The sequence below is a fragment of the Streptomyces sp. NPDC006463 genome (genome assembly GCF_042870715.1).
Classification (GTDB): domain Bacteria; phylum Actinomycetota; class Actinomycetes; order Streptomycetales; family Streptomycetaceae; genus Streptomyces.
On sequence record NZ_JBIAHP010000003.1, the window covers coordinates 19,099 to 37,852 of the forward strand.

General features: G+C 72.4%; 21 protein-coding genes. 14 read left to right on the forward strand and 7 right to left on the reverse strand.

From position 1 onward, the window contains the following. Positions 1 to 69: 69 nt before the first annotated feature. On the forward strand, positions 70 to 690 hold the full coding sequence (locus tag ACFYOB_RS07080) for a PadR family transcriptional regulator (protein WP_388555685.1): 621 nt from the start codon (positions 70 to 72) through the stop codon (positions 688 to 690). Positions 691 to 806: 116 nt separating this feature from the next. On the opposite strand, the gene ACFYOB_RS07085 is transcribed toward ACFYOB_RS07080, so the two are convergent. Next, a complete protein-coding gene (locus ACFYOB_RS07085) occupies positions 807 to 1,235 on the reverse strand; it encodes an SRPBCC family protein (protein WP_388555688.1) in 429 nt (142 codons plus the stop codon). A gap of 172 nt (positions 1,236 to 1,407) precedes the next feature. On the opposite strand from ACFYOB_RS07085, the gene ACFYOB_RS07090 reads away from it, so the two are divergent. Further along, entirely contained in the window at positions 1,408 to 2,373 is a 966-nt protein-coding gene (locus ACFYOB_RS07090; RefSeq protein WP_388555690.1) for a DMT family transporter, read from the forward strand. A gap of 162 nt (positions 2,374 to 2,535) precedes the next feature. Next, on the forward strand, positions 2,536 to 3,558 hold the full coding sequence (locus tag ACFYOB_RS07095; RefSeq protein WP_388555692.1) for a DMT family transporter: 1,023 nt from the start codon (positions 2,536 to 2,538) through the stop codon (positions 3,556 to 3,558). On the opposite strand, the gene ACFYOB_RS07100 is transcribed toward ACFYOB_RS07095, so the two are convergent. Next, positions 3,540 to 4,229 carry a pyridoxamine 5'-phosphate oxidase family protein gene (locus ACFYOB_RS07100; RefSeq protein WP_388555694.1) on the reverse strand — a complete coding sequence of 230 codons (690 nt, stop codon included), beginning with the start codon at positions 4,227 to 4,229 and terminating at the stop codon, positions 3,540 to 3,542. The genes ACFYOB_RS07095 and ACFYOB_RS07100 overlap by 19 nt on opposite strands. Positions 4,230 to 4,266: 37 nt before the next feature. Between ACFYOB_RS07100 and ACFYOB_RS07105 the strand changes: the two genes are divergently transcribed. Next, positions 4,267 to 5,601 (forward strand): aminotransferase class I/II-fold pyridoxal phosphate-dependent enzyme, encoded by a 1,335-nt coding sequence (locus tag ACFYOB_RS07105; protein ID WP_388555696.1) that lies wholly within the window; start codon positions 4,267 to 4,269, stop codon positions 5,599 to 5,601. 255 nt (positions 5,602 to 5,856) lie between these two features. On the opposite strand, the gene ACFYOB_RS07110 is transcribed toward ACFYOB_RS07105, so the two are convergent. Continuing rightward, positions 5,857 to 6,855 (reverse strand): DMT family transporter, encoded by a 999-nt coding sequence (locus ACFYOB_RS07110; protein ID WP_388555698.1) that lies wholly within the window; start codon positions 6,853 to 6,855, stop codon positions 5,857 to 5,859. A gap of 38 nt (positions 6,856 to 6,893) precedes the next feature. Here ACFYOB_RS07110 and ACFYOB_RS07115 point away from each other — a divergent pair, with 38 nt between their 5' ends. Further along, positions 6,894 to 7,793, forward strand: a complete 900-nt coding sequence (locus ACFYOB_RS07115; RefSeq protein ID WP_388555700.1) for a LysR substrate-binding domain-containing protein — start codon at positions 6,894 to 6,896, stop codon at positions 7,791 to 7,793. 7 nt (positions 7,794 to 7,800) lie between these two features. Here ACFYOB_RS07115 and ACFYOB_RS07120 read toward each other — a convergent pair whose 3' ends face one another. After that, entirely contained in the window at positions 7,801 to 8,259 is a 459-nt protein-coding gene (locus ACFYOB_RS07120) for a pyridoxamine 5'-phosphate oxidase family protein (protein WP_328930194.1), read from the reverse strand. A gap of 91 nt (positions 8,260 to 8,350) precedes the next feature. Between ACFYOB_RS07120 and ACFYOB_RS07125 the strand changes: the two genes are divergently transcribed. The 8 genes from ACFYOB_RS07125 to ACFYOB_RS07160 all read left to right on the forward strand — a co-directional run bounded on the left by ACFYOB_RS07125 (position 8,351) and on the right by ACFYOB_RS07160 (position 15,038). Further along, the gene (locus tag ACFYOB_RS07125; protein WP_388555702.1) at positions 8,351 to 8,965 is read left to right on the forward strand and encodes a cysteine hydrolase; all 615 of its coding nucleotides are present in this window, start codon (positions 8,351 to 8,353) and stop codon (positions 8,963 to 8,965) included. An 18-nt stretch (positions 8,966 to 8,983) separates the two neighbouring features. Continuing rightward, on the forward strand, positions 8,984 to 9,829 hold the full coding sequence (locus tag ACFYOB_RS07130; protein ID WP_388555704.1) for a HipA family kinase: 846 nt from the start codon (positions 8,984 to 8,986) through the stop codon (positions 9,827 to 9,829). Beyond that, on the forward strand, positions 9,826 to 10,209 hold the full coding sequence (locus ACFYOB_RS07135) for a DUF3037 domain-containing protein (RefSeq protein ID WP_388555707.1): 384 nt from the start codon (positions 9,826 to 9,828) through the stop codon (positions 10,207 to 10,209). The genes ACFYOB_RS07130 and ACFYOB_RS07135 overlap by 4 nt, the downstream gene beginning before the upstream one ends. Positions 10,210 to 10,358: 149 nt before the next feature. Further along, positions 10,359 to 11,120 (forward strand): 3-oxoacyl-ACP reductase FabG, encoded by a 762-nt coding sequence (fabG, locus tag ACFYOB_RS07140; protein ID WP_383574069.1) that lies wholly within the window; start codon positions 10,359 to 10,361, stop codon positions 11,118 to 11,120. A gap of 29 nt (positions 11,121 to 11,149) precedes the next feature. Continuing rightward, on the forward strand, positions 11,150 to 11,920 hold the full coding sequence (locus ACFYOB_RS07145; RefSeq protein WP_388555710.1) for an SDR family oxidoreductase: 771 nt from the start codon (positions 11,150 to 11,152) through the stop codon (positions 11,918 to 11,920). Between the two features lie 152 nt (positions 11,921 to 12,072). Beyond that, the gene (locus tag ACFYOB_RS07150) at positions 12,073 to 13,656 is read left to right on the forward strand and encodes an ABC transporter substrate-binding protein (protein ID WP_388555713.1); all 1,584 of its coding nucleotides are present in this window, start codon (positions 12,073 to 12,075) and stop codon (positions 13,654 to 13,656) included. A gap of 100 nt (positions 13,657 to 13,756) precedes the next feature. Then, a complete protein-coding gene (locus tag ACFYOB_RS07155) occupies positions 13,757 to 14,425 on the forward strand; it encodes a uracil-DNA glycosylase (protein WP_388556743.1) in 669 nt (222 codons plus the stop codon). A gap of 136 nt (positions 14,426 to 14,561) precedes the next feature. After that, positions 14,562 to 15,038: a hypothetical protein gene (locus ACFYOB_RS07160; RefSeq protein ID WP_388556746.1), complete on the forward strand. Its 477-nt coding sequence runs from the start codon at positions 14,562 to 14,564 to the stop codon at positions 15,036 to 15,038. Positions 15,039 to 15,059: 21 nt separating this feature from the next. Here the strand turns inward: ACFYOB_RS07160 and ACFYOB_RS07165 are convergent, their stop codons facing one another. Both ACFYOB_RS07165 and ACFYOB_RS07170 read right to left on the reverse strand, forming a co-directional pair. Beyond that, positions 15,060 to 15,614: a hypothetical protein gene (locus ACFYOB_RS07165; RefSeq protein WP_388555716.1), complete on the reverse strand. Its 555-nt coding sequence runs from the start codon at positions 15,612 to 15,614 to the stop codon at positions 15,060 to 15,062. Between the two features lie 80 nt (positions 15,615 to 15,694). After that, positions 15,695 to 16,219: a DinB family protein gene (locus tag ACFYOB_RS07170; protein WP_388555719.1), complete on the reverse strand. Its 525-nt coding sequence runs from the start codon at positions 16,217 to 16,219 to the stop codon at positions 15,695 to 15,697. 105 nt (positions 16,220 to 16,324) lie between these two features. Between ACFYOB_RS07170 and ACFYOB_RS07175 the strand changes: the two genes are divergently transcribed. Then, entirely contained in the window at positions 16,325 to 17,230 is a 906-nt protein-coding gene (locus ACFYOB_RS07175; RefSeq protein ID WP_388555722.1) for a Gfo/Idh/MocA family protein, read from the forward strand. Here ACFYOB_RS07175 and lnt read toward each other — a convergent pair. Continuing rightward, the gene (gene lnt, locus ACFYOB_RS07180; protein WP_388555725.1) at positions 17,175 to 18,740 is read right to left on the reverse strand and encodes an apolipoprotein N-acyltransferase; all 1,566 of its coding nucleotides are present in this window, start codon (positions 18,738 to 18,740) and stop codon (positions 17,175 to 17,177) included. The genes ACFYOB_RS07175 and lnt overlap by 56 nt on opposite strands. Between the last annotated feature and the right edge of the window lie 14 nt (positions 18,741 to 18,754).

Below are 18,754 nucleotides of genomic sequence, written 5' to 3' on the forward strand. Positions count from 1 at the left end.
CGATGGATCACCGATAGTGAAGACATCGGACAACCGATACGACATCACGGTGACGAAAGGAGCGCAGTCATGCGTTCACACGGACAGCACGGACATGACCACGGCCATGAGCACGGACGGGGCCACGGCCACTGCGGGCCCGATCGTCGGGAGGGTTTCAAGGGGCGGCGCGCCGCTTTCGGCCCGTTCGGACCGCCCTTCGGCGGAGGTCCCTTCGGTGGGCGCGGCGGCCGCGGGGGACCGCGGGGCCGGGCCCGGCGGGGTGACGTGCGCGCCTCGATCCTGGCGCTGCTCGCCGACCGGCCGATGCACGGCTACGAGATGATCCAGGAGATCGGCGAGCGCAGCGGCGGGGCCTGGAAGCCCAGCCCGGGCTCGGTCTACCCGACCCTGCAGCTGCTTGAGGACGAGGGGCTCATCACCAGCGAGAGCGAGGGCGGCAAGAAGCTGTTCACGCTCACCGACGCTGGTCGCGCCGAGGCCGAGTCGGGACCGGACGCCCCTTGGGCGGATGCCGGGCGCGGCTTCGACTTCGAGGCGATGAGCGAGATCCGGACGGCCGGCTTCGGCCTGATGGAAGCCTTCGGTCAGGTGTGGAAGACCGGCACCCCCGAGCAGCGGGACAAGGCCGTCGCGGTCATCAACGACGCCCGCAAGAAGCTCTACCTGATCCTGGCCGACGAGCACTGACGTCAGGACCCGGCCCGGAAGATCGAAACGGCGCGCCCCGCGAGGCTCTCGCGGGGCGCGCCGTCGTGTGCCGGGTGCCGTACTGCCGGGGTGTCGAGGTGCCGGGGTCGTGCGGGTCAGGCGACCAGGCCGGCCAGCTTGCGCAGCGACTCGTTCAGGGCGGCCGTGGCCGAGTCCTTGAGCTTGCCCGCCATCAGTGAGACGGCGGCCCCGGTGAACTCGCCGTCGATGCGGACGGTGGTGGCCGCACCGTCCGGGGTCAGGGTGTACCGCGTCAGGACGGCCACGCCCATCGGGCCCTTGCCGGTGATGGCGAAGAGGCGCTCGTCCTCCAGCTCCGAGACGGTCCAGACGACCTCGGCGGGGAAGCCCATCATCTTCATGTTCTCGGCGAAGGTGGAGCCGACCGTGAGGGCCTGCGGTCCGCCCTTCGGGAAATTGGTGTGGGTCATGCTCCACTGGCCGTACGCGTCCCAGTCCGTCAGCTGGGACCAGAGCTTCGCGGCGGACGCCTCGATGCGTGATTCCGCGGTGACTTCGGCCATGCGACCACCCCTTCTCGTCGGGTACGTGCGGCGGAACGTAGCTCCGGCGGGCGGAACATTCAATACTGACGACCTGTCAGATGCGGCGGGGTCGGGCGGTCCGCGGTTTCGGTCGTGTCTCAACAGGTGTCACGACGGTGACGGTGCTGACCGGCCCTGCCATGATGGCCCGATGCAAGCGTCAGGGAAGAACGCCGGACTGGGCCTCGCCCTCGTCTCGGCGGTTGCGTTCGGTGGTTCCGGAGTGGCGGCGAAGCCGCTGATCGAGGCGGGTCTGGACCCCCTCCACATGGTCTGGCTCAGGGTGGCCGGGGCGGCGCTGGTGCTGTCCCCGCTGGCCTGGCGCCACCGTGACCTCGTACTGCGCAAACCGGCGCTGATCGCCGGCTTCGGGCTGATCGCCGTCGCCGGTGTGCAGGCCTTCTACTTCGCCTCCCTGTCCCGGATCCCGGTGGGCGTGGCCCTGCTGCTGGAGTACCTGGGCCCGGCGCTGCTGCTCGGCTGGATCCGCTTCGTGCAGCGCAAGCCCGTGACCCGGGGCGCCGCCGCCGGCGCGGCCGTGGCGGTCGTGGGCCTGGCCTGTGTGGTCGAGATCTGGGCCGGCCTGCGGCTGGACCTGCTCGGCGTGCTGTTCGGCCTCTGCGCGGCCTGCTGCCAGGCCTTCTACTTCGTCTTCGCCGACCAGGGAGCCGAGGGGGACGACGCACCCGACCCGCTCGGGGTGATCTCGTACGGCATGATCGTCGGCACTCTCGTGATGACGGTGATCGCCCGGCCGTGGGAGATCGACTGGCAGGTGCTGGGCGGCCAGGCCTCCGTGGGCGGGACGATGATGCCCGCACCGGTCCTGCTCGGCTGGGTGGTGCTGGTCGCGACCGTCTTCGCCTACCTGACCGGCGTGGTCTCGGTGCGCAAGCTCTCGCCGCAGGTCGCGGGTGTGGTGGCCTTCCTGGAGGCGGTCGTGGCCACCGTGCTGGCCTGGATCCTGCTCGGCGAGCAGCTCTCGACCTGGCAGATCGTCGGCGGTGGCCTGGTGCTGGGCGGCGCCTTCATCGCGCAGTCCTCCCGGCCTGCCCCGGCGGCCCCGGCGGCCGCGGCCGACCTGGCCGTGCTGGACCGCGAGACGACGACGGCATAGGGTGCCGACCATGCCTTCGACCGTGCTTCCGCCTCCCGCCGCCTAGCGCGGGCGGCACTTCCTCGAACGAGACCCCTGCCCGGGGAGTTCCCGGGCGGGTGCGCGCTGCCCGCGAAGCGATGACCTGCTTCTTTCATCCTTCACGCATGCGCGGAGACACACGTGTCGAACCATTCGCCCGCTGCCGGGCGCAGTCTGCTGTACCTCGTCATCGCCGGAGCCGCCTGGGGCACCGCCGGGGCGGCCGCCTCACTCCTCTTCCTCGCCAGTGACCTCGGTCCGCTCGCCCTGTCGTTCTGGCGGTGCGCGGGCGGGCTCGTGGTGCTGCTGGGCGTGCTGGCCGTACGCCGGCCCCGGCCCGGTACCCGCCCCGGCCTCGGGCGGACGAGGCCGTCGGCCGGCTCGCTGGTCGTGACCGGGCTGATGTTCACCCTCTTCCAGGCCGCGTACTTCGCCGCCGTGCGCGAGACCGGCCTCGCGGTCGGCACCGTGGTCACCCTCGGCGCCGGGCCCGTGCTGATCGCGCTCGGGGCGCGGTACTGGATGGGCGAGCGGCTCGGCCGGGGCGGTGTGTCCGCCGTCGCGGGGGCGCTGGCCGGGCTGGCCGTGCTGGTGCTGGGCAGCGGGGGCGGTGAGGTGCGCCCGCTCGGCGTCCTGTGGGCGCTGCTGTCGGCCGCCGGATACGCGGCCATGACCCTGCGGGCGCGGTCGCTCGGGCGGCGCGGCGCGGGCGGAGACCCCCTCGTCACCACCACCTGGTCGGTCGCGGTGGGCGCGGTGTGCCTGCTGCCGCTCGCCGCCGTGGAGGGGCTGCTGCCACACACCGCCGAACTCGGGCGGGTGCTGTGGCTGCTGCTGTACGTCGCGACCGTGCCGACGGCGCTGGCGTACGCGCTCTACTTCACCGGGGCCGCCGCCGTGCGGGCCGCCACCGTGTCCGTGATCATGCTGATCGAGCCGGTGAGCGCCGCCGTGATCGCCGTCCTGCTGCTCGGTGAGCGGCTGACCGGCGCCGTTGTGCTCGGCACCGTACTGCTGCTCACGGCGGTGGGCGCCCTGATCGCGGCAGAGCGGCGGCGCCCCGCGGACGGGACCGCAGGCGGGACCGGGGACGGGCCGGCGGACGGGCCCGGAGTGACGTCTGTCCCCTGTCCCGCCCTGTCGGGTCAGAGCGCCGCGAGGTAGTCCGGGGTGGCGATCCCGGGGGCCAGGTCGGCCGCCGGGATCGGCGTCCCGTACACCGGGGCGACCGGGACCACGCCCGCCCAGTAGGGCAGGCCCAGGTCCTCGGCGTCGTCGTTGGGTCCGCCCGTACGGAGCTTCGCGGACACCTCGGTCAGGTCCAGGCGGATCACCGCGGTGGCGGCGAGCTCCTTGGCGCTGGCCGGCCGGGAGTCGGCGGAGCGGCCCGGGACCACGTGGTCGACGAGGGCGTCCAGGGCGATCCGGCACTCCTCCTCGTCCGTGACCTGGTAGGCGGTGCCGTGCACGACCACCGAGCGGTAGTTGAGCGAGTGGTGGAAGGCCGAGCGGGCCAGCACCAGGCCGTCCACGTGGGTCACGGTCACGCAGACCGCCAGGCCCGGGTCGGCCTTGCCCGCCGCGAGCAGCGGGCGGGAGCCGGTGGAGCCGTGGATGTAGAGCGCCTCGCCGACCCGGCCGAAGAGCGTGGGCAGCACCACCGGTGCGCCGTCGCGGACGAAGCCGAGGTGGCAGATGTATGCCTGGTCCAGTATCGAGTGCACCGTCTCGCGGTCGTAGCGGGCCCGGTCGCGGGAGCGGGTCGGCACCGTGCGGTCCGTGGGCTCGTACGCGGTCGCGGTGGTCGGCTCGGACGTGACGGGCGTGGCGGTCATGATGCGGGCTCCGTTGTACTAGTGCATAATGTCTTTTGTGCTAGGAGACTACCGGATCACAGGGCGCCGCGCATCGGATATCGCGGCAAGCGTCGAAGCGGGCGTGGGGGAGGGCGCGCTCGCGCCGGGGGCGCTGCTGCCGCCGATGCGGGAGCTGGCCGCGGAGCTGGGGGTGAACCCCAACACCGTGGCGGCCGCGTACCGGACGCTGCGCGAGCGAGGGGTCATCGAGACCGACGGGCGGCGCGGCAGCCGGGTCCGGCCCCGTCCGTCGAGCGCTCCCCGGGACGCCCTGCGGATGGCGGTGCCGGCGGGCGTACGGGACATCACGGAGGGCAATCCGGACGTGTCGCTGCTCCCCGCGCTGGACGGGGCGCTGGCGGCGGCCGCCCGGCGGTACGCGCAGGCGCCGACGCTCTACGGGCAGGACCCGGTCGTGCCCGAGCTGGCGCGGCTGGCCCGGGCCGACCTCGACGCGGACGGGGTGCCGGCCGGGCCGCTGGCGGTGACCTCGGGCGCCCTGGACGGGATCGAACGGGTGCTGGCCGCCCACCTGCGGCCGGGGGACGCGGTCGCGGTCGAGGACCCGGGCTGGGGGAGCGTGCTGGACCTGGTGCCGGCGCTCGGCCTGCGGGTGCTGCCGGTGGCGGTGGACGACGAGGGGCCGCGTACGGACGCGGTGGAGCGGGCCCTGGAGGCCGGGGCGCGGGCGCTCGTGGTGACCTCGCGGGCGCAGAACCCCACCGGGGCCGCGGTGAGCGGTGAGCGGGCCGGGGAGCTGCGGGAGCTGCTGGCGCGCCACCCCGGGGTGCTGGTGATCGACGACGACCACGGGCACGGCATCGTGGATCTGCCGCTGCATCCGCTGGGCGGGATCACCCGGCACTGGGCGCTGGTGCGGTCCACGGCGAAGGCGTACGGGCCGGACCTGCGGCTGGCGGTGCTGACCGGCGACGCGGTGACGCTGGACCGGGTACGGGGCCGGCAGCGGCTGGGCCCGGGGTGGGTGAGCCGGCTGCTGCAGTACGCGGTGGTCGAGCTGTGGACCTCGGGCGCGGTGGACCGGGCCGCGGTGGCCCGCTCGTACGGGGAGCGGCGGGACGCGCTGGTCGGTGCGCTGCGGGAGCGGGGCGTGGCGGCGCACGGGCGGAGCGGGATGAACGTGTGGGTGCCGGTGGCCGACGAGACGGGTGTGGTGACGAGGCTGCTGGCGGCGGGCTGGGCGGTGACCGCCGGCGCCCGGTTCCGCGTCGAGGCGGGACCGGGCGTGCGGCTGACGGTGTCACAGCTGTCGCTGCCGCAGGTGCCGGGCCTGGCCGACGCCGTGGCCGCGGCGGTCCGGCCGGGGGCGACGGGGGTCCGGTACGTCTGACCGCGGTTCCGGGCCGGTCCCTTGCCGAGGTGGGTCAGGCGAGTTCGAGCAGCCCGCCGAGGACGAGGACGCATCCGCGCGGGGCGATCGCCGCGCCGAAGAGACGGTGGAGGCGGGCTGACATCCGGCGGTTCACCGGGCCGAAGTCGCCCCGGGCGTGCAACGCAGTTCGGCGTTGCTGTCTCCCCAGCGCTCCAGCGAGGCGGCCGAACCCCGTACGTTGAAGGCGATCCGGCCGCCGGGGGCTAGCAGGCGTCAGGCGGGCTTGTGCGGGGCGGGGCGGGTCTGGGTGAGGGCGGCGCCCGCCAGGACGATCGCGGCGCCGACCGGGGTGTTCCAGTGGAGGTGTTCGCCGAGGACCAGGACGCCCGCCGTGGTGGCGATGACCGGGATGAAGTACGTGACCATCTGGGCGGTGGTCGGGCCGACCTCCGAGACCAGGCCGTACTGCATCTGGAGGGCCATGCCCGTACCGAGGGCGCCCAGGGCGATCACCGACAGGGTCGGCCAGAGCGGGAACGAGGCCGGGGCCGAGGTGAACAGGGCGCTGACCAGACCGAGCTGGAGCGTGGAGACCATGAGCTGGCCGCCGGTCAGGGCGACCGGGGAGCCCGGGGTCCCGGCCAGCGTACGGCGGACGTAGATCCAGCCGATGGGGTAGCAGAGCGAGGCCAGCAGGGCGAAGGCGGTGCCCTTCGCGTCGACCCCGGAGAAGCCCTGCCAGGCGCCGAGGACGGTGAGGACGCCTAGGAAGCCCAGGCCCAGACCGGCGAAGCGGCGGCGCGTCGGGCGGTCCTCGGACAGGGCGACCAGGGACAGCGCCATCCCCCACAGCGGGGAGGTGGCGTTGCAGATGCCGGCCAGGCTGGAGGGGATGCTCAGCTCCGCGTAGGCGAAGAGGGAGAACGGGGCGGTGTTGAGCAGGAGCGCCGCCACGCTCAGGTGGCCCCAGGTGCGCAGCCCCCGCGGCAGCGGCTCGCGGCGGACGAGGAGCACGGCCAGGAGGGCGAGCGCGCCGAACAGGACCCGGCCCATGGCCACCTGGAAGGGCGCGTACGCCTCCGTGCCCACCTTGATCAGCAGGAAGCTGAAGCCCCAGATGACCGAGAGGATCGCGAAGCGGACGCGCCAGTCCAGGAGGACGCCCCGCCGGGTGGTCGTGGTGGAGGACGGTGACGGGGCCGCGAGGGTCGGCCGGGGGGCTGTGGGTGCGCTCATGACCCTTACTGTGCTCGGAGCAACTTCGTAGGACAAGCGAGACTTTCTCGAAGTGACGACGTAGCATCGCTTACATGTTGAACCTGGAGCGCCTGCGTACCCTCGACGCCCTCGCCCGCCACGGCTCGGTGAGCGGCGCGGCCGACGGACTCCACGTCACCACCTCCGCCGTGTCCCAGCAGATGGCCAAGCTGGAACGCGAGGTCGGCCAGCCCCTGCTGGCCAAGAACGGGCGCGGGGTCCGGCTCACCGACGCGGGGCGGCTGCTCGCCGACCACGCGGCTCGGATCATCTCCCAGGTGGAACTCGCCCAGGCCGATGTGGAGGCCCAGCGGGGCTGCGCCGTCGGGGAACTGCGCATCGGGGCCTTCCCGACGGCGATGCGCGGACTGCTGCCGCAGGCCCTGTCGGCCTTGCGTGACGGCCATCCGGACCTGCGGGCGCTGGTGCGCGAGCAGGAGCCCGAGGAAAGCATGGCCGCCGTGGTGCGCGGGGACCTCGACCTGGCGCTGGCCATCGACTGGCACAACAAGCGCATGCCGGTGCCCGCCGAGCTCACCCGGACGCACCTGCTGGACGACTCCGTCGACATCGCGGTCCCGGTCGCCCACCGGCTGGCCGACCGGACCGAGATCTCCCTCTCCGAGTTCGCCGACGACGACTGGATCTCCTGGAACGAGGGACAGTTCTGCCACGAGTGGCTGGTCTTCACCCTCCGTGGTACGGGAATCGAGCCGCGCATCGCCCACATCGCCGAGGAGCACCACACCCAGCTGGCCTTCGTGGAGGCCGGGCTCGGGGTGTGCGTGGCACCGAAGCTGGGCCGCGGCCCGGTGCCGCCCGGGGTCCGGCTGCTGCCGGTCTGCGACACCGTACGCCGCCACGTGTACGCCGTCTGGCGTGCGGACGCCGACCGCCGGCCCTCCATCCGGGCCGCCGTCGACGCGCTGCGGCAGGCCGCCGCCGCGCTCTGATCCGGCTCTAGAGCTTGCGGAAGTCCCACGAGACGACCGACTCCGGGGTCAGGCGGATCCAGGCGTGCCGCCCGTCGTGCGGCATCTGCTCGATGCCGAAGTTCTTGACCGGGAAGATCCGCTCGGCCTCGGCCAGCTCCGGGCACGGTTCGCCGGTGCGCGGGGCTTCGCCCACGAAGACGGCGCTGCCGGACAGCTCCACGCCGCGCAGTTCGTCGTAGGACTCGCCGGAGTCCACGACCACCGAGATCCGCGGGTCCCCGCGCAGGTCGGACCAGCGCCGGCTGCGCGTGATCGAGTACAGCCACAGCGAGGTGCCGTCCCAGGCGAACCACAGGGCGCCGACGTGCGGGCGCCCGTCCGGGGAGACCGTGGCCACCCGGCAGGTGCGCTGCTCGCGCAGGAAGGCGTCCACCTCCTCGTCGCTCATCATGATGCGGCGGCCCCGCCGCTGGGTCCTGTCCACGCGTGTCTCGTCCATCCGTCCCGCGCCCCTTCACATCTGACTGTGTGTCAGGAATCATGCGGGGTCGACGGCCGTCACGCCAGGGGGAGCCATGCCGGATCTCGACAACGCCACCACGGCGCTGCTCACCGTCGAATGCCAGAACGGCGTCGTCGGTGAGGAGAGCGCCCTGCCCGAACTCGCGAAGGAGGCCCGGGACTCCGGGATGCTCGGGCGGGTGGCCGCGCTCGCCGACGCCGCGCGCGGAGCCGGGGTGCAGGTGCTGCACGCGGTAGCGGAGCGGCGGCCGGACGGTCGCGGGGCGAACACCAACGCGCGGCTGTTCCGCGCCGCCGGGAAGCTGCCCGTGCGCCAGCTCTCCGGAAGCCGGGCGGTGGAGGTCGCTGCCCCCATCGTCGTGGCCGAGCAGGACCTGGTGGTCCGCCGGCTGCACGGGCTCTCCCCGATGGCCGGTACCGACCTGGACGCCCTGCTGCGCAATCTCGGCATCCGCACGCTCGTCGTCACCGGGGTGTCCTCCAACATCGCCATCCCGAACACCGTCTTCGACGCCGTGAACCTCGGCTACCAGGTGGTGGTCCCGGCCGACGCCATCGCCGGGGTGCCCGCATCCTGCACCGCCGAGGTGATCCGCAACTCCCTCTCGCTGGTGGCCGCCGTCACCACGGCCGAAGCGCTGCTTAAGCAGTGGGCTCCCGCGTCCTGACCGCCGTAACCTGGGCGGATGCTGTCCGAAGTTATCGCGACCCGTTACGTCACGCCCCTGCGTGAGGGCGGCTCGCTCCCGGGGATCGTCGAGGCCGACGACCTCGGTACCTACGTCATGAAATTCACCGGAGCCGGCCAGGGCCGCAAGACCCTGGTCGCCGAAGTCATCTGCGGGCGCCTCGCCCAGCGGTTGGGCCTGCGGGTCCCGCGGCTGGTGCAGATGCAGCTCGACCCCGTCATCGGGCTCGGCGAGCCTGACCAGGAGGTGCAGGAGCTGCTCAAGGCCAGCGGCGGGCTCAACCTCGGAATGGACTACCTGCCCGGGTCGATCGGCTTCGACCCGCTCGCCTACCAGGTCGACCCGGCCGAGGCGGGGCGCGTGGTCTGGTTCGACGCCCTGATCAACAACGTCGACCGGTCCTGGCGCAACCCCAACATGCTCGTCTGGCACGGGGACGTGTGGCTCATCGACCACGGCGCCACCATGATCTGGCACCACAACTGGCCCACCGCCGAAGCCGCCGCCGCCAAGCCGTACAACGCCTCCGACCACGTACTGGCCCCCGTCGGGCCGGACATCGCGGCCGCCGCCGCAGCGCTCGCACCGCTGGTCACCGAGGAACTGCTCACCGAGGTCGCGGCCGACGTCCCGGACGAGTGGCTGGTCGACGAGCCGGGCTTCGACTCCACCGACGCGCTGCGCCGCGCCTATGTGGAGGCGCTGCTGCCGCGCGCGGCCACGATCCACGAGAGGATCTCGATGGAGGCGGAGGTGAAGGCTCCGCAGAAGCCGCCGGGCTGGCTCACCGAGCACCTGACGGAATGGCCCCACAAGACCAAGAAGAAGAGCGACGGCGAGTGACCAAGCGGGACGTGTTCGAGTACGCGCTGGTGCGTGTGGTGCCCCGGATGGAGCGCGGCGAGTGTTTCAACGCCGGCGTGATCGTCTACTGCCGGGCGCGTTCGTACGTGGCGGCGCGCACCCATCTGGACGAGACGAAGCTCCTGGTGCTGGATCCCGGGGCCGACGTGGCCGGGGTGCGGGCCGCGCTGCACGGGGTGGAGGGCGTCTGTACCGGCGGCGAGTCCGCCGGTCAGGCGGCGGGTGACGACGCGGGGCGGCGGTTCCGGTGGCTGATCGCGCCGCGCAGCACGGTGGTGCAGCCGGGGCCGGTGCACACCGGCCTGACGGCCGATCCCGCCGCCGAGGTGGAACGGCTGCTGGACCTGCTGGTCCGCTGACCGGGGCCCGTCGGCGTTCGTGGCGCCGACGGGGCCGGATCCGTCCCCGTTGACACGGAGTGTCATCGCTCCTAGCGTCTCCTCAGCTGAAGCTACTAAGCGGTTGCTCACCTCTGGGCGGCCGCCTCTCAAGGGCGAGGAGATCCAGCATGTCCACCACCGAGCAGCGCGTAGCGATCGTGACCGGGGCGGCCCGGGGCATCGGCGCCGCCACTGCCGTACGCCTGGCCGCCGAGGGCCGGGCCGTCGCCGTACTCGACCTCGACGAGGCGGCCTGCAAGGACACCGTGGAGGCGATCACGGCGGCCGGCGGCAAGGCCCTGGCGGTCGGCTGCGACGTCTCCGACGGCGCGCAGGTGGAAGCGGCCGTCGCGCGCGTCGCGAGCGAGCTCGGCGCCCCGACCATCCTGGTCAACAACGCGGGCGTGCTGCGCGACAACCTGCTCTTCAAGATGAGCGAGACCGACTGGGACACGGTCATGAACGTCCACCTGCGCGGTGCGTTCCTGATGTCGAAGGCCTGTCAGAAGCACATGGTGGAGGCCAAGTTCGGCCGCATCGTGAACCTCTCCAGCAGCTCGGCGCTCGGCAACCGCGGCCAGGTCAACTACTCCGCCGCCAAGGCCGGTCTGCAGGGCTTCACCAAGACCCTGGCCATCGAGCTCGGCAAGTTCGGCGTCACCGCCAACGCCGTCGCCCCGGGCTTCATCGTCACCGAGATGACCGCCCAGACGGCCGCCCGCGTCGGCATGGGCTTCGAGGACTTCCAGGCGGCCGCCGCCACCCAGATCCCCGTCCAGCGCGTCGGGCGCCCGGACGACATCGCCAACGCGATCGCCTTCTTCACGGGCGAGGCCGCAGGCTTCGTCTCCGGCCAGGTCATGTACGTGGCCGGCGGCCCGCTCAACTGACGAGTCCACGAGAGACAAGGCGTACGGCCATGACGGAAAGCAAGGAAAACGGCGTCGACAGTGGCAAGGTCGCGCTGATCACCGGGGCGAGCCGGGGCATCGGCTACGGCATCGCCGAGGCGCTGCTCGCGCGGGGCGACCGGCTGTGCATCACCGGGCGCAACGAGGACGCCCTCAAGGAGGCCGTCGAGAGGCTCGGCGCCGACCGGGTGATCGGGGTGGCCGGAAAGGCGCACGACGAGGCCCACCAGGCCGTCGCCGTCGAGCGCACCATGGAGGCCTTCGGCCGCGTGGACTTCCTGGTGAACAACGCCGGCACCAATCCGGTCTTCGGCCCCATCGCGGACCTGGACCTCGGAGTCGCGCGCAAGGTCTTCGAGACCAATGTGATCTCGGCGCTCGGCTTCGCCCAGCAGACCTGGCACGCCTGGCAGAAGGACAACGGCGGGGCGATCGTGAACATCGCCTCCATCGCCGGCGTCTCCGCGTCGCCCTTCATCGGCGCCTACGGGATGAGCAAGGCCGCCATGATCAACCTCACGCTCCAGCTCGCCCACGAGATGGCGCCCGGGGTCCGGGTCAACGCGATCGCGCCCGCGGTGGTCAAGACGAAGTTCGCGCAGGCGCTCTACGAGGGCCGGGAGCAGGAGGCCTCGGCCGCCTATCCGCTCGGCCGGCTCGGGGCCCCGGAGGACATCGGAGGGGCCACCGCATTTCTTACATCTGCACAAGCGGAATGGATCACGGGGCAAACTCTCGTCGTCGACGGGGGAATGTTCCTCAATGCCGGTGTGCACTGACCGATAGTCGGACGGATTTACCTCCGATAGGGAGGTAAATGCATACCGAATGGGCACGGAACCGGTCATGTGCCCCACGAAACCAACCCATTGGATTTGTGGGGCACTGCGGTAGGGTCTGCCGCACCCCTGGCTGATCGAGGAGCGTGCACGTGTTCAACCGGACCAGATGCCTGCAGATCACTGCGGCCCTTGCGTCCATATCCCTGCTCGCCGGTTGCGGCCTGCTCTCGGATGAGGGCGCCGACGACGCGAAGAGGATCGTCGTCGGTACGACGAGCGCACCGAGCACCCTCGATCCCGCGGCGGCATGGGACGGCTCCTGGGAGCTGTACCGGAACGTCTACCAGACTCTGCTGGCCTTCCCCACGGGCGCCACCAAGCCCCAGCCGGACGCCGCCCAGAGCTGCGAGTTCACGGATGCCGCGAACGAGTCGTACCGGTGCACCCTGCGCAAGGGCCTGAAGTTCTCCAACGGGGAGCCGCTCGACGCCAAGGCGGTCAAGCACTCCCTCGACCGGATCCGGACCATCGGCTCCAAGGTCGGCCCCAAGGACCTCTTCGGCAGCCTCGACAAGATCGAGACCCCGGACGCCCTGACCGTCGTCTTCCACCTGAACACCCCGGACGCCACCTTCCCCCTCGTCCTCGGCTCGCCCGCCGCCTCGCTGGTCGCGCCCAAGGAGTACCCGGCCGACAAGGTCCGCGAGGACGGCAAGGTCACCGGTTCCGGCCCGTACGTGCTCGACTCGTACAAGGAGGGCTCCGAGGCCGTCCTCGGCAACAACGAGAGCTACGCGGGCTTCGCCAACCGCCGCAACAAGGGCGTGACCATCCGCTACTTCGCGGACTCCACGAAGATGCTCGCCTCGCTCAAGGCCAAGGAGATCGACGCCACCTACCGAGGCCTGTCGGCCGCCGAGGTCAGGGACCTGCAGAGCCCCGAGTCGCACGGGGCGGGCGTCCAGGTCGTCGAGAACGTCGGCGCCGAGATCCGCTACCTCGTCTTCAACCCGAAGGACCCGGTGGTCGCCAAGCTCCCGGTCCGCCAGGCCATCGCCCAGATCGTCGACCGCGGGGTCCTCGTCTCCAAGGTCTACCAGGGCACCGCCGAGCCGCTGTACTCGATGGTTCCCAAGGGGGTCGTCGGCCACAAGACGCCGTTCTACGACAAGTACGGCCACTCGGACATCGCCAAGGCCAAGAAGATCCTTCGGGACGCCGGTATCAACCAGCCGGTCGAGCTGACCCTCTGGTACACCACGGACCGGTACGGCTCCTCCACCGCCGACGAGTTCACCGAGCTCAAGCGCCAGCTGGACGAGAGCCTGCTCTTCAAGATCACGCTGCGCAGCCAGCCCTGGAAGGCCTTCCAGGAGGGCTACAAGGGCCAGGAGTACCCGGTCTTCGGCCGCGGCTGGTTCCCCGACTTCCCGGACCCGGACAACTTCATCGCGCCGTTCGTCGGCAAGGAGAACGCGGTCGGCACCCCGTACGAGCCCGCCGAGATCCTGACCGACCTGCTGCCGAAGACCCGCCGCGAGGGTGACCGCTCGGCCGGCGTCCACGAGTTCGAGCGGGCGCAGCAGATCTTCGCCGAGGACGTCCGGCTGCTGCCCCTGTGGCAGGGCAAGCTGTACGTCGCCGCGCGCGACGACATCGCGGGCGCCGAGCGGGCGCTGGACCCGCAGACCGTCATGCAGATGTGGGAGTTCTACCGCAAGACCAGCTGGTAGCCGCTTCACCGAAGCGGGCGGCTGAGGCGTTGTCAGTGGCCCCCGGTAGGTTCTGGGCAGTTGAATCGAACTTGTACCGGAGGTTGTCGCCGTGACCCAGATGCTGCCCGAGTCCTGGCTCCCCGTCCTCGGCGGGGAGCTGGACCAGCCCTACTTCAAGGAACTCATGGAGTTCGTCGAGAAGGAGCGGGCGAACGGGCCGGTCTACCCGCCCCGCGAGCAGGTCTTCGCGGCCCTGGAGGCCACTCCCTTCGACCAGGTGAAGGTGCTGGTCCTCGGCCAGGACCCGTACCACGGCGCCGGGCAGGGCCACGGCCTGTGCTTCTCCGTCCGGCCCGGGGTCAAGACCCCGCCCTCGCTCCGCAACATCTACAAGGAGATGAAGGAGGAGCTGGGCCTGCCCGTCCCGGACAACGGGTACCTGATGCCGTGGGCCCGCCAGGGCGTCCTGCTGCTCAACGCGGTGCTCACCGTCCGTGAGGGCGAGCCCAACTCGCACAAGGGCAAGGGCTGGGAGAAGTTCACCGACGCGGTGATCCGTTCCGTGTCCGAGCGCCCCGACCCGGCCGTCTTCGTGCTGTGGGGCGCCTACGCCCAGAAGAAGATCCCGCTGATCGACGAGGAGCGGCACGTGATCGTCAAGGGCGCCCACCCCTCCCCGCTGTCGGCCAAGAAGTTCTTCGGTTCCCGGCCCTTCACGCAGATCAACGAGGCCGTCGCCGCCCAGGGCCATGAGCCGATCGACTGGCGGATCCCGGACCTCGGCTGACGGCCCACCGCGCCTCGGCACCAATGCCGGTGCCTCCGGTTAGCTTCTTGACGATCAGACCGGAGCAGGTCTGGCGCAGAGCAAGCCGGAGGCCGCGGTGACGGAGCAGCAGCAGGAGGCGTCGGAGGACGCCGTCATGACCAGGATCGGCCAGGCGGTCATCCTGCTGCACGCCGGGGACCGCGAGGAGGCCCGCAACCGGCTCGGGGCGATCTGGTCCGAGATCGGCGAGCAGGGCGACGCCCTGCACCGGTGCACGCTCGCCCACTACATGGCCGACGCCCAGGACGAGCCCGCCGACGAACTGGCCTGGGACCTGAGGGCCCTCGGCGCGGCCGAGGAACTCCGCGACGGGCCGCCCGCACACCGGGAGCCCCATCGGTCGATGCGGGCGTTCTACCCGTCCCTGCACCTCAGCCTGGCCGCCGACTACGTGAAGCTCCAGCGGCCGGAGGCGGCCCGCGTCCACCTGGCGCGGGCCCGGGCCGCCACGGGCGCGCTGCCCGACGACGGGTACGGCAACGGTGTACGGGCCGCCATCGCCCGGCTGGAGCGGCGGCTCGCGGCGGAACCGGGCGGGGGTCCCCGGCCGTTCCCGGAACAGTCTCCCTGATCCGGCCGGCCCGGAAGCGGATCAGTCCCCGTGGAGGCCCGCGCAGATGCGGGCCTCGGGGCTGTCCGGGTGCCATCGCCCGTGCCTGCGGCCCAGCGCGCACACGTCGGCGGGCCGCACCGGCAGCTCCCGCACCAACTCACGCTCCACCGCGGCGCCGGGCCGCGGGCCGTGCGGGCGGCCGCGGCCGCCTTCCTGACGGCCCGCGACGGGTTCGGCGGGCCTGCGGGGCTCCGGGATGTCCGGCACCGGCGGCGCGGCCTCCAGGGGCCCGCCGGAGGCGCCCTGGGCGGTGCGCTCGGCGGTGCGCTCGGCGGACCGCCCGGCGGGGGCGGGGCCCGCGGGCCGCGCCGACTGCTCCGGGGCCGCCTCCAACGCCTCCAGGGCAGGTGCCTGGATGATCACCGGAGCGGTTCCCGGCCCGCCGCGCGGTTCGTGGTGCGGCGGCAGCCCCGCGGAGGGAGCCGCCGCCCCCGGCCGCCCGGGGGCGGGGCTCACATTCACACAGCCGGAGACGGCCGATACCGCACAGGCGACTCCGAGCAGCAGTTTCGTCGTGGTTCGGGTTGGGTGCACTCGCGCAACTCTGCTCTGCGAGGACCACGTTGCGAAAACCCGCAGCCCATATTCACCCCGCACGGGTGACGCAGCACCCGCTAGTCGCCGGTGGCTCCGTCTATCTGCTCGCGCAGCAGGTCCGCGTGGCCGTTGTGGCGCGCGTACTCCTCGATCATGTGGGTGTACACCCAGCGCAGGCTGAACACCTCGCCCCGGTGGTGGCTCTCGGCGTCCGACAGCAGGTCCAGCGACCGGCCCGCAGCGGCCTGGCGCGCCAGCTCGACCTCGGTCTGCCACACCTGCTCCGCCTCGGCCCAGGTGTCCTTCCCGGTGAAGTGGAAGTCCCCGTCCGGGTCCTCGCTCGTGCAGTACAGCTCGGGAAGCTCCTCGCCGAGCATGATCTCCCGGAACCAGTACCGCTCCACCTCGGCCATGTGCCGTACGAGGCCCAGCAGGCTCAGTTCCGAGGGCGGGAGCGGGCTGCGGCGCAGCTGCTCGTCCTGGAGCCCCTCGCACTTCCAGGCGAGGGTCGCGCGGTGGTAGTCGAGCCAGCCGTCGAGCATGCCGCGCTCGTCGGCGGTGGGGGAAGGCTCATTGCGATGTGATCCGGAACTGGTGGTCATGGGGGACATCCTCGGCGAACGCCGCCCCCGCCACCAGGGATTAAGTCCGGATCGGCCGCAGCTAAGCTGCCGGAGTCCCTCAAGGAACGAAACAGGAGGCTCCCGGTGAAGGTCGGCTGCATCGGACTCGGCGACATCGCGCAGAAGGCGTACCTGCCCGTCCTCACCACCCGCCCGGGCGTCGAGCTGCACCTGCAGACCCGCACCCCCGCCACGCTGGAACGGGTCGGCGCGGTCCACCGCATCCCGGCCGGGCGCCTGCACACCGATCTCGACGCGCTGCTCGCCGAAGGGCTCGACGCGGCGTTCGTGCACGCCTCGACCGCCGCCCACCCCGAGATCGTCGGGCGGCTGCTGGAGGCCGGAGTGCCGACGTACGTGGACAAACCGCTCGCGTACGAGCTCGCGGACTCGGCGAGGCTCGTGCAACTGGCAGAGGAGCGCGGGGTCTCACTCGCCGTCGGCTTCAACCGCCGCTACGCGCCCGGCTACGCGCAGTGCGCCGACCACCCGCGCGAACTGATCGTCATGCAGAAGAACCGCGTCGGGCTGCCCGAGGACCCGCGCACGCTCGTGCTGGACGACTTCATCCACGTCGTCGACACCCTGCGCTTCCTGCTGCCCGGCGAGGCCGACCACATCGACGTACGGGCCGTGGTGCGGGAGGGACTGATGCACCAGGTGGTGCTCCAGCTGTCCGGTCACGGCTTCATCGCGCTCGGCATCATGAACCGGCTGTCCGGTTCCACCGAGGAGATCCTGGAGGTGTCCGGACAGGACACCAAGCGGCAGGTCGTCAACCTCGCGGAGGTCATCGACCACAAGGGCCAGCCGACCGTGCGGCGCCGTGGGGACTGGGTGCCGGTCGCGCGCCAGCGCGGCATCGAGCAGGTCGTGGACGCCTTCCTGGTGGCCGTCGAGGCGGGCAGGACGCTCAGCGCGCGGGACGCGCTGCTCACCCACGAGCTGTGCGAGCGCGTGGTGAGCTCGGCTCTGGCGCAGGCCTCCTGAGCGTTCGGGCGCCCTCCACCGCGCAGTAGGCCGCCAGCGAGGCGAGGGCCGCGGCCACCGCCCAGTCCCCGAAGCGGACGTAGAGGGTCGCGCCCCGGGCGAGCGGGACCTCGTACACCTGCGCCGTGCTCGCGGAGGTGGGCAGGGCGGGGCCGATCCGCTCCCCGGAGGGGCCGTGCACCTCGCTGACGCCGGTGAGGGTGGCGTGCACCACCGGGCGGCCGGTCTCGGCCGCCCGCAGCGCGGCCAGTGAGGCGTGCTGGGCCGGGGCCCAGCTGCCCTGGAAGCTGGAGGTCGCCGACTGGGCGACGAGGAGGGCGGCTCCCTCGCGGGCCAGGTGCCGGCTCATGTCGGGGAAGGCCGACTCGAAGCAGACCAGCGGGCCGACGCGGACGCCGGGCCGGCCGTCCGGCCGCCCGGGCAGGTTCATCACCACCGGTGCGTCACCCGCCACCCGGTCCTCACCGGCCGCCTTGCCGACCGAAGTGGCCCAGCCGAGCAGGGCCCGGGCCGGTATGTACTCGCCGAACGGGACCAGCCGCATCTTGTCGTACCGGTCGCCGGTGGGGCCTTCGGGGCCTATCAGTACCGCGCTCTTGCGGATCCCGGGGCTGTCGGCCCCCCGTGCGTCCACATTGACCAGCAGCGGAGCCCCGACCTGCGCGGACAGCGAAGCCAGCCGTCCGGCCAGGTCCGGGCGGGCCGCCAGGTCCCCGCCGACGCTGCTCTCGCCCCACACCACCAGGTCGACCGGCCGCCCGGACAGGTCGCGGGTGAGCCGTTCCCCGACGGCGAACCGCCGCTCCGCGCTGTCCGGACCGTCCGCCACCAGCCCCGGCTGCACGACGGCCACGCGCAGCCCGCCCGACACCTCGGGGCGCGGAACCCACAGCCACACCACTCCCGTCAGCACCGCGCACCCCGTCACCCCGGCCACCGCCGGGACCCGCGCCCCGGGCACCGCGACGAGCAGCACCAGCGCACAGTTCACCGCCACCACCAGCAGGCTCACCAGCCACACCCCGCCCGCCGAGGCCAGCCGCAGCGCGGGCGCTACCTGCCACTGGCTCGCCCCCAGCAGCCCCCACGGCCCGCCCAGCCCCTGCCAGGACCGCGCCAGCTCCGACAGCAGCCACGCGGCCGGTACGAGGACCAGCGCGGCGCCCGTACGTCCCGCCGACGGGACACCGCCGAGCAACTCCCGCACCAGCAGGGCCCAGGGGATCCAGAGCAGGCCCAGCAGAGCGGCCACCGGCACCAGGAACACGTGCAGGCTGGGCAGCAGCCAGTGATGGACGGCGACGATGAAGGCCGCACCGCCGAGCCAGCCCTCCAGCGCGGCCCGCCGTCCTGCGGGAGCCGACCGCAGCAGCAGCATCCAGGGCACGAGGGCGACGTAGGCGAACCACCAGAGCGCGGGCGCGGGGAAGGCGAGGGCGGGCAGCGCCCCGGCGGCGACGGCGGCGGGCGTACGCCACCGTGGGGACCAACGGGCACGGATCGGGACCATGGCGCGCCTCCGCT

Excerpts from the sequence above, each read along its gene's own strand:
- ACFYOB_RS07125 (WP_388555702.1), top strand. The coding sequence starts at position 8,351 with ATGCCGGATCTCGACAACGCCACCACGGCGCTGCTCACCGTCGAATGC.
- ACFYOB_RS07155 (WP_388556743.1), top strand. The coding sequence starts at position 13,757 with ATGCTGCCCGAGTCCTGGCTCCCCGTCCTCGGCGGGGAGCTGGACCAG.
- ACFYOB_RS07115 (WP_388555700.1), top strand. The coding sequence starts at position 6,894 with ATGTTGAACCTGGAGCGCCTGCGTACCCTCGACGCCCTCGCCCGCCAC.
- ACFYOB_RS07145 (WP_388555710.1), top strand. The coding sequence starts at position 11,150 with ATGACGGAAAGCAAGGAAAACGGCGTCGACAGTGGCAAGGTCGCGCTG.
- fabG (WP_383574069.1), top strand. The coding sequence starts at position 10,359 with ATGTCCACCACCGAGCAGCGCGTAGCGATCGTGACCGGGGCGGCCCGG.
- ACFYOB_RS07080 (WP_388555685.1), top strand. The coding sequence starts at position 70 with ATGCGTTCACACGGACAGCACGGACATGACCACGGCCATGAGCACGGA.
- ACFYOB_RS07170 (WP_388555719.1), bottom strand. The coding sequence starts at position 16,219 with ATGACCACCAGTTCCGGATCACATCGCAATGAGCCTTCCCCCACCGCC.
- lnt (WP_388555725.1), bottom strand. The coding sequence starts at position 18,740 with ATGGTCCCGATCCGTGCCCGTTGGTCCCCACGGTGGCGTACGCCCGCC.
- ACFYOB_RS07090 (WP_388555690.1), top strand. The coding sequence starts at position 1,408 with ATGCAAGCGTCAGGGAAGAACGCCGGACTGGGCCTCGCCCTCGTCTCG.
- ACFYOB_RS07160 (WP_388556746.1), top strand. The coding sequence starts at position 14,562 with ATGACCAGGATCGGCCAGGCGGTCATCCTGCTGCACGCCGGGGACCGC.
- ACFYOB_RS07085 (WP_388555688.1), bottom strand. The coding sequence starts at position 1,235 with ATGGCCGAAGTCACCGCGGAATCACGCATCGAGGCGTCCGCCGCGAAG.
- ACFYOB_RS07100 (WP_388555694.1), bottom strand. The coding sequence starts at position 4,229 with ATGACCGCCACGCCCGTCACGTCCGAGCCGACCACCGCGACCGCGTAC.
- ACFYOB_RS07130 (WP_388555704.1), top strand. The coding sequence starts at position 8,984 with ATGCTGTCCGAAGTTATCGCGACCCGTTACGTCACGCCCCTGCGTGAG.